We start from the raw sequence: 8,591 nt of genomic DNA on the forward strand, positions 1-8,591 counted from the left end.
CCGGTTACATTCCGAACCCGGAAGTTAAGCTCTTCAGCGCCGATGGTACTGCACCGGGGACGGTGTGGGAGAGTAGGTCACCGCCGGACAATCTTTCATGAGGGCCCTCACCTTTCGGTGAGGGCCTTCGTGTTTTCCAGCCGGGAGAGGGCTTGCCGGCTTCTCCTGGGGTTTCATCGGGTTTCGCACAGGGAGTCGACCCTGAAATCTGAGGCTTACCCGGGGACGAGGTTCCGAGAGCTGCCTCGGAGATCCGGAGGCCGGGAGAGCCACCCGTGCGTCTGCGGAGAACCAGAAGCCCCGGCCGATGAGGACCGGGGCTTCTCGCGTTGGAGCGCCGTTCGTCAGGGTGTGATGAAGAGGGCGTCGCCCACGGTCCGCTCCGCGCCGTCCGAGGGCCGGTTGACGGGCTTGTGGCCGACGACCATCACACTGGAGCCACCACCGTCGAAGTTGATGGCCTGCTTGGCGCCCAGCCACCGCATCAGCTGGGCGGCCTCCACCATTGAGGCGCCCACGGAGACACCCGGGTTGCGTCCGTCGACCGTGGCCAGGATCAGCCCGCCCGACTTGTTGACACCGACCATCGTGCGCGGGTGGCGCCGGAGCATCATGTTGATCGAGGCGTGTCCGTCGGCCGCCGCGGTGATGCGCACCCGGCCGTTTCTGACCAGCCCGACCCCGCCGCCCATGATGTACGTATCCGAGGTGAGCGGTATCGCCCGCTGCGTCCGCAGGTCGATGACCTTGGTGTCCAGCTTCATCCCGGTGCCCTGAGTGTGTTCCTGGAGCCAGACGGCCGCCAGGCCGGTGCCGTGGAGCACGTAGGTACCCCGGGCGACGATGCCGCCGGCCTGGCGAACCTTGACGACCTGGCCCTGGGCGTCGATGACGACCTCGATGCCGCCGTCGGTGGCCGTCTTGCTGCCGAACTCCTCGGTGTAGAGGACGAGCTCGTCGCTTCCGGCGGCCCGGTTGATGCCGTTGACCTCGGCCTTCGTACCGTCCGAGGAGATCGCGGTGACCTGGGTCCGCAGCTCGGTGATCCGGGCCTTGCGGCCCTGGGTGATGACGAGGCCGCTGCGGCCGGGCACGGCCTCGCTGAGCAGCCTGCCGCCCACCACGGAGATACCGACCGGATCCCCCTGAAGGGCCTTGGCGGTGTGGATGTTGAAGAAGCCGCCGTTGACCCCGGCGATGGCGCCGGTCAGTTTCGACATCGAGCTGGTGGTCTCGCGCTTGGCCACGCTCTTGCCGACGCTCGCCTTGAAGGATCCCTTGAACGCCTTCGGGTCGACCATCAACACGCTCATGTTCCAGGGGCCGGTGGTCTCGGTGCCATCGTCGCCGAGATAGTCGGTCTTGGCCCGGACACCCTGCTTCTTGAGCTCCTTCACGACCTTGTCGGCCTCGGCCTGCTTGCCGAACGACCACAGGCCGATCCGGACCATGTATCGCTCCACAGCCGGGGCGTCCGCCGCGGCGGGCTGCACGATCCGCAGGATGCTGGGAGTGAACCCCGCCGCCTCCACGGCCTCGGCGACCGTCTGAGCGGTGTCCAGACGGCCGTCGTCGTGGCCGTTGGGCATGAGGGCGGAGACTGTCCAGCCCTGTGTGGACTTGCCGTGCCTCACGCTGAAAAGATCAATGCCCGGTGCCACACTCTGCTGGTTTTTCACCGTGGCCATGTTCACGCCCAGTGGGAACGCGGAGGAGGGAAACCCCGAACTCGCCTGTTCGGCCTCAGCGGGAATCGCTGTGGCGGTGAGCGCTAGGGCCGTGAATCCGGCGACAAGGCGTCGCGACATGTATATCTCTCCCCGTTGGTTTCAGATTTCGTACACCATCGTGCCGAGATCTACGGGGCGAGGGGAGCGAAACACGCGAAACATCCCAAGAAAGTGTCGTTGCGCACGCAAGATCATGTCGCTCACGAGAGAATTCACCTGCCCGTGACGGCCCCGACCGGGTCAACGGTCCTGGTCAATAAGGATTAGTCCCCAGCCGTTTCGTTGCGACAGTGAGAATGCGACGCTACGGTGCAGTAGGCCGCATTTCCTCAGATCAAGCGGCACATCTTTCCGAGAGGCAGCCGTCATGGGGCTGAGCATTCTCATCGTGATCATCGCAAGCGTGATCCTGGGTGTCATCCTTGGGGCGATCCTGACGCGTCCGCGCCGCTGGGATCTCCACATCTGCGCGGATGACCCTGTTCAGATGGACATCGCGTCCGACAGACACGGTTAGTACAGACACGGTTAGTACAGACGCAGTTGGTTCAGCAGGCCCGGAAGAACAGATCACCGCACCCGGTCGTCGCGGTGAACGGGCGGACAGTCGCGGGTCGTACGGAACCGAGGTTCCGTACGACCCGCGAGCTTGATCTGGTCAGCCCATGCAGTGATACACCTTGCGCAGGGTCTCATGGACGATCCAGACGGTCTTGGCCCCTTCGGCGAGCAGGCAGACCGAGCCGGGGACGAGTTCGAGGGTGGCACCCCCGTCGACCTCCAGCGTGGCGCGGCCGGACAGGACCACGAACATCTCGTCACGTTCCACATCGACCACGGTTCCCGGAGTGATCTCCCAGATGCCTCGGCTCTGCCTGCCATCCGGAGAGGACCACAGCTCGATGGACGAGACGCGCGGGGAACCCGCCAGGATCTGGTCGGGTTCCAGCTCGTCCGGTGAGAGCTGCACGTCACCGGCGGGGACGGAGAACGCGCCGGCAGCGGTGATCATCCGGGCCAGATCGGCGGGCTCTGGGATGAGAATGTCGGGCATGGGGACCTTTCAGGGGCGGGGATTGTCTCTCCGGAAGGACTCCAGCGCCAGGAGGGCGACATGGAGGGAAAGACAGGACTCGACATCGTCCAGATCGGTGTCGAGGATGCGTTCCAACCTGTGGAGACGGTCGTAGAAGGCGGGGCGTGACAGATGCGCCCGCTGAGCCGCGAGGGCCTTGTTGCGGCCCGCGTTGAGGTAGACCCGGAGGATGCTGGTGAGATCGCCGCCGCGTTGGGCATCGTGGGCGAGCAGCGGGCCAAGCTCGCGCTCGGCGAAGGTCTGCAGCCGGGCATCGTCACGTAGGAGGTGGAGCAGGCCCCGCAGACGGAGGTCGGGGAGCCGGTAGAAAGCGCGGCCGTCGGGCTGCCTGACGGCCACGTCGGCGACCTGCTCGGCCTCCAGGAAGCTCCGCCGCACGTCGCGGACCGACTCGACCACGGAACCCGCGGCGAGGACGAAGGGGGTCGTGAAGGCCGTGCGCAGATGGTCGGTGAGCGTGGTCAGCGCGGATTCTGGGAGGACACGCGGTGGCAGGGGGAGCAGGACGCCGACCCGGTTCTGGTCCAAGGCGCCGATCAGGGCGGGAAGGCGGGCCTCTCGGCAGGCGGCGGCGGCCGCGTCGCCCAGTTCGGCGAGCTGGGCGAGTTGCTCCTGGCTGTCCATCGGCTTCTCCGCCGACTCGGCCAGGCGCAGCACCATGCTCATGAGCCTGCGACCGGTGAGCGGCACGCCGACCGCGCGGGCACGGGCCGCGGCCTCCTCGGGGTCCGCGTACGCGTGGGCCAGGATTCCGGTGATGATCGTGCCGTGTGCCTGACGCTCCAGTGACTCCTGGTGGCGTTCCAGCAGGCGGCCCAGGGCGAGGGTGGTCGCGGCGCGTTCGGCGAGCACGATGTCATGCGGCCCCGGCTCGGTGTCACAGAGCAGGATCAGGCGGCCCCAGTCCTGGCCCCGGGCGCCGACTATGGTGACCAGCCAGCCCGAGGCCGCGTCGTAGGCGGTCCGCGGCTGGGGGGCCACCGAGCGGGAGCGCGTCTCCCAGCCGGCCAGTAACGTGCCCGTGTCACGTCCGGCGGTGTCACATGCCAGGACCTGGTGGGCGAGGTTCTCCAGCAGCGCGGGGCGTCCGGACAGCCGGGTGACCTGGCCAAGCACTCTCGCGGGGGAGGCGCCCTCGACCGACAGCTCGGTGAAGACCTCGTGCAACTGCTTGGAGGCGCGGAGTTCCTCCAGCTGGATGTCGATGATCCGGGCGTGCACCGACTCGGTGATCTGCACGAACGGTGTCTCCATCGCCAGGGTCACCAGGGGCAGGCCGTGCGCTTCGGCGGCGTTGATCACGGCACGGGGCAACTCTTTGATGAACTTGCGGCCCAGCTCCACGATCAGCCCCGACGCACCCACGGTGGCCAGCTCGGCGACATAGTCGGCGAGCTGGTCGGGGTCGTCGGGCAGGGCTATACCGGTGGTGAGCACGAGCTCACCTCCGCGTAGCAGGTGGGCGATATCGGTGACCTCGCCCACATGCACCCAGCGCACCCGGCTACCCAGCCGGTCAGCCCCCGCCACGACCTGTGGATTGCCCCGGCGAACGGTGTCCAGAGCGAGGACGTCGGCGACTGTAGGGAGCACACACAGAGAGTATCTGATCAGAATGTAAGTACGCGTGCCCCTCCTTTTACATGCTGTTTACCTGCCAGCCGCGCTTCTGCGGTAAAAGGCCAGCAATGCCCTCCGTGCGGGATCGCTAATGGAGGCTCGGCCGCGGAGGCGGTGTCGCGCCGGGGTCCGCCGAGACCGGTGCCGGTGCCGAGGCCGCACGGTTCAGACGGGCTTCCAGGCCGTCGAGGAGGCAGGTCAGGCCGAACTCGAAGTTGAGCGCCCTGGCGGTCTCGACGTCGACCTCCCTGAACTCGGCGTAGCGGGCGGTCAGCTCGGGGTGGCCCGCCGCGACCTCCTCCACCAGCGGGTGGAGGGCCGCGTTCAGCTCGTTGGACCCAAGACCCGTCCGCTCCATCATGGTCCGCCAGGAGATTTCGGGCGTGGTGACCCCGGCCACGTAGGCCATGAGCGTCGAGGCGGCGTAGTCCTGGTCGAGGCCACGGAACCCGGCATGGTCGAAGGTGGCGACGAGCCGGGTCATCAGCAGTATCGCGTTGGGGCCGATGCTGGGGATGGTCCCGATGAGGTTGATCACCCAGGGGTGGCTGAGGAGCACCTGGCGCATGCTGTACGCGAAGGAGGAGGCGGAGTCGCGCCAGGTGGTCTCCTGGACGTCCAGGACTGTCAGCTCGCCGTAGACCTCGTCGAGGACCAGCTCCAGCAGCTCGTCCTTGTTGGCCACGTGCCAGTAGATGCTGGTGGCCCCCGAGCCGAGCCTGGCGCCCAGGCGGCGCATGCTCAGTGCGTCCAGCCCCTCTGCGTCGAGCAGTGCCGTCGCCTCGCGGACGATCTGCGCGCGATCGAGCCCCGGGCTCTTGGCGGTGCGCGGCTCGCGTGTCCAGACAGAGCTGAAGTGCTGTTTCACGCTCCAAGCATAAATCCGATAGTACAGCGTGCGAGCTTGTCATACAGTGTGCGAGTGGAATCGAACACTGTACGAGTCGAACGCGATCCGAGGCGCTGGTGGATCCTCGGAGTGCTCTGCCTGAGTCTGCTGGTCCTGGTGGTGGACAACACGGTCCTGAACCTGGCCATCCCGGCGTTGATGGTCGACCTGGGAGCCAGCCCCGCGGACATCCAGTGGATCATCGACGCCTACGTCCTGGTCTTCGCCGGGTTGCTGCTCACCTCGGGCAGCCTGTCGGACCGCTACGGCCGTAAGCGTTTCCTGATCATCGGCCTGCTGCTGTTCGGCGGTGCCTCGCTGGTCGCCGTGCTGGTCACCGAGCCCTGGCACCTGATCGGTGCCCGCGCGCTGATGGGTGTCGGCGGCTCCATCCTGATGCCGAGCACCCTGTCGATCCTGATCACCGTCTTCGACGAGGAGGAGCGCCGCAAGGCGATCGCCGCGTGGAGCGCGGTGGCCATGGTCGGTGTGATCGCCGGTCCCACGCTGGGTGGTTTCCTGCTGGAACACTACTGGTGGGGATCGATCTTCCTGCTCAACGTGCCCGTCGCGATCGTCGCCGTCGTCGCGGCGGTACTGCTGATGCCCGAGTCGCGCGGTCCAGCGAGAAGGCTCGACCCACTCGGCGTGGTGCTGTCCACGGCCGGTATGAGCGCCCTGGTCTACGTGGTCGTCTCCGCCCCGACGGCGGGCTGGACCTCGGCGAAGTCGCTGGCCGCCGCCGGCGTGGCGGTGGTCGCGCTGGGAGCGTTCGTGATCTGGGAACTCAGGTCGGACCATCCGATGCTCCCGCTGGAGCTGTTCCGCGACCGGAACTTCAGCGGCGCCTCGTTCTCGATCGTGCTGATGTCGTTCGGCACGGGCGCGCTGCTGCTGATGCTCACCCAGTACCTGCAGTTCGTGCTGGGCTACGGTCCCATGCGGGCCGGTCTCGCGCTGCTGCCGTACGCCGTGGCCGCCGCGTTGTTCAACGCGGTCGGCGCCGGGCTGGGGCAGCGGGTCAGCAACCGGGCGCTGGTCGCCGTCGGTCTCACCGTGATGGCGGGCGGCTTCGGCGTGCTCGCCTTCATGACCGCCGACACCGGGTACGGCATGTTGATCACCGGTCTGATGCTCATGGGGATCGGCGGCGGCCTGGCGGGTCCCGCGGCCTACGCGACGCTGATGGGCGCGGTGCCGCCCGCGCACGCCGGTGTCGGGTCGGCGCTCAACGACACGGTCCAGCAGGTCGGCATGGCGCTGAGCATCGCCGTGCTGGGCAGCGTGCTGGCCGGGGTTTACACCTCGTCGATGCCGGCGGACGCCCCGGCCGTCGCCAGGGAGTCGATCGGAGAGGCACTGCGGCTGGGAGATCCCGGAGTGATCGGGACCGCGCGCGAGGCGTTCGTCTCCGCCATGTCGTTCGGCTCCTGGGTGGGGGTCGCCTTCACCCTGGCCGCCGCCACGCTGGCGTTCCTGGTGCTGCGGCCCGCACCCGTGGTCACGGCCACCTCGGCCGCCGACCTGGTGAAGACCGAGGGCTGAGGGGTTCTCCGGCCGGCGCCCCGGCGTGCCCGGTCACCGGCTGATCCGCCCGGGTGGATCAGCCGGTGGCATGGGACTTATCGACCTGACAGTGTGATGGGTTTGATGGCTATGTGCCGACATGTTGCCGGTATGAGGCGGTGGCCCCGAGCGGTGATACTCGATGTATGTCGGATCTCCTTGCGCGCCATCGCGCGGTAATGCCCAACTGGCTGGCCCTCTACTACGACGAGCCCATCGAGATCGTCTCAGGTAAGGGCAACCGGGTAGTCGACGCGTCGGGCAAGAGCTACCTCGACTTCTTCGCGGGCATTCTGACCAACATGATCGGGTACGACGTGCCCGAGGTGCGGGAGGCCGTCGAGCGGCAGCTCGCCACCGGGGTCGTGCACACCTCCACGGTCTACCTGCTGCGCGGTCAGATCGAGCTGGCAGAGAAGATCGCCAGGCTCTCCGGCATCCAGGACGCGAAGGTCTTCTTCACCAACTCCGGCACCGAGGCCAACGAGGCCGCGCTGTTGCTGGCGACCTACGCGCGCAAGTCCGACCAGGTGCTCGCCATGCGGCAGAGCTACCACGGCCGCTCCTTCGGCACGATCGGCGTCACGGGCAACCGCTCCTGGAAGAACAACTCACTCTCGCCGCTGAACGTGCACTTCCTGCACGGAGCCGACCGGCACCTCGCCCAGTTCCGCGGCCTGTCCGACGCCGGCTACATCGAGGCCTGCGTCGACGACCTGCGCCACGTGCTCTCCACGGCCGTCTCCAACGATGTGGCGGCGCTGATCGCCGAACCGATCCAGGGTGTGGGCGGCTTCACCATGGCCCCCGACGGGCTGTTCGCCGCCTACAAGGAGGTCCTCGACTCCGAGGGGATCCTGTTCATCTCCGACGAGGTGCAGACCGGCTGGGGCCGTACCGGCTCGGCCTTCTTCGGGATCCAGAACCACGGTGTCACGCCCGACATGATGACCTTCGCCAAGGGGCTGGGCAACGGGTTCGCGGTGGGTGGCGTCGTCGCCCGGGGTGATCTGATGGACAATCTCCACGCCGTCGGACTGGCCACCTTCGGCGGTAACCCGATCTCCATGGCCGCGGCCAACGCCACCCTGGACTACGTCCTCGACCACGACCTGCAGGCCCGTTCCGCCAGGACCGGCGCTCTGATCATCGACGGGCTCCGCGAGGCCGCGCCACGCCTGCCGATCGTCGGCGACGTCCGCGGCAGGGGTCTGATGTTCGCCGTCGAACTGGTCGACCCGGCGACGGGTGAGCCCTCCCCGGCGCTCGCCAACCGGTTCATGGAGGAGAGCAGGAAGGCCGGCCTGCTGGCGGGCAAGGGCGGGCTGCGGGGCAACGTGCTCCGGATGGCCCCGCCGCTCACCCTGACCATGGAGGAGGCCGCCGAGGGCCTCGGAATCATCATCGCCGTGCTCGAAACCGTCAACGCCGAGGTCGCCTCATGAAGAACGTCACCCACTGGATCGGCGGGGGTCCCGTCGAGGGTTCCGGTCGTACCTCCGAGATCTTCAACCCGGCGACCGGAGAGGTGACGGGACGGGTCCAGCTCGCCTCGGTGGACGAGGTCGACGCGGCCGTGGCCGCCGCCGTCGCGGCCTGGCCCGCCTGGCGGGACACCTCGCTGACCCGGCGGGCGGGGGTGCTGTTCCGCTTCCGTGAGCTGATGTACGCCCACCGCGACGAGCTCGCG

Annotated in this window: 8 protein-coding genes and 1 rRNA gene; 5 read left to right on the top strand and 4 right to left on the bottom strand. The window is 67.8% G+C overall.

The window, feature by feature from the left end:
- Positions 1-89 (top strand): 5S ribosomal RNA (gene rrf, locus IG98_RS47935); the annotation flags it as partial.
- Between the two features lie 255 nt (positions 90-344).
- Here the strand turns inward: rrf and IG98_RS0143020 are convergent.
- Positions 345-1,808: a phosphodiester glycosidase family protein gene (locus IG98_RS0143020; protein WP_030926149.1), complete on the bottom strand. Its 1,464-nt coding sequence runs from the start codon at positions 1,806-1,808 to the stop codon at positions 345-347.
- Positions 1,809-2,097: 289 nt separating this feature from the next.
- Here IG98_RS0143020 and IG98_RS51710 point away from each other — a divergent pair, with 289 nt between their 5' ends.
- Positions 2,098-2,247: a hypothetical protein gene (locus IG98_RS51710; protein ID WP_157594876.1), complete on the top strand. Its 150-nt coding sequence runs from the start codon at positions 2,098-2,100 to the stop codon at positions 2,245-2,247.
- Between the two features lie 141 nt (positions 2,248-2,388).
- Here IG98_RS51710 and IG98_RS0143030 read toward each other — a convergent pair whose 3' ends face one another.
- The 3 genes from IG98_RS0143030 to IG98_RS0143040 all read right to left on the bottom strand — a co-directional run bounded on the left by IG98_RS0143030 (position 2,389) and on the right by IG98_RS0143040 (position 5,314).
- Complete coding sequence (locus IG98_RS0143030; protein WP_157594877.1) at positions 2,389-2,784, bottom strand: cupin domain-containing protein; 396 nt, start codon at positions 2,782-2,784, stop codon at positions 2,389-2,391.
- A 9-nt stretch (positions 2,785-2,793) separates the two neighbouring features.
- Positions 2,794-4,419: a PucR family transcriptional regulator gene (locus IG98_RS0143035; RefSeq protein ID WP_030926154.1), complete on the bottom strand. Its 1,626-nt coding sequence runs from the start codon at positions 4,417-4,419 to the stop codon at positions 2,794-2,796.
- Positions 4,420-4,534: 115 nt separating this feature from the next.
- Complete coding sequence (locus tag IG98_RS0143040; RefSeq protein WP_030926156.1) at positions 4,535-5,314, bottom strand: TetR/AcrR family transcriptional regulator; 780 nt, start codon at positions 5,312-5,314, stop codon at positions 4,535-4,537.
- Between the two features lie 54 nt (positions 5,315-5,368).
- Between IG98_RS0143040 and IG98_RS0143045 the strand changes: the two genes are divergently transcribed.
- The 3 genes from IG98_RS0143045 to IG98_RS0143055 all read left to right on the top strand — a co-directional run.
- Positions 5,369-6,880 carry an MFS transporter gene (locus tag IG98_RS0143045; RefSeq protein WP_051753698.1) on the top strand — a complete coding sequence of 504 codons (1,512 nt, stop codon included), beginning with the start codon at positions 5,369-5,371 and terminating at the stop codon, positions 6,878-6,880.
- Between the two features lie 167 nt (positions 6,881-7,047).
- The gene (locus IG98_RS0143050) at positions 7,048-8,346 is read left to right on the top strand and encodes an aspartate aminotransferase family protein (RefSeq protein ID WP_030926160.1); all 1,299 of its coding nucleotides are present in this window, start codon (positions 7,048-7,050) and stop codon (positions 8,344-8,346) included.
- Positions 8,343-8,591 (top strand): aldehyde dehydrogenase family protein (locus IG98_RS0143055; RefSeq protein ID WP_030926162.1); only part of this gene is annotated, 249 nt, incomplete at its 3' end. The genes IG98_RS0143050 and IG98_RS0143055, both read left to right, overlap by 4 nt.

Source organism: Streptosporangium amethystogenes (assembly GCF_000721075.1).
GTDB lineage: Bacteria > Actinomycetota > Actinomycetes > Streptosporangiales > Streptosporangiaceae > Streptosporangium > Streptosporangium amethystogenes.

Excerpts from the sequence above, each read along its gene's own strand:
- IG98_RS0143020 (WP_030926149.1), bottom strand. The coding sequence starts at position 1,808 with ATGTCGCGACGCCTTGTCGCCGGATTCACGGCCCTAGCGCTCACCGCC.
- IG98_RS0143050 (WP_030926160.1), top strand. The coding sequence starts at position 7,048 with ATGTCGGATCTCCTTGCGCGCCATCGCGCGGTAATGCCCAACTGGCTG.
- IG98_RS0143030 (WP_157594877.1), bottom strand. The coding sequence starts at position 2,784 with ATGCCCGACATTCTCATCCCAGAGCCCGCCGATCTGGCCCGGATGATC.
- IG98_RS51710 (WP_157594876.1), top strand. The coding sequence starts at position 2,098 with ATGGGGCTGAGCATTCTCATCGTGATCATCGCAAGCGTGATCCTGGGT.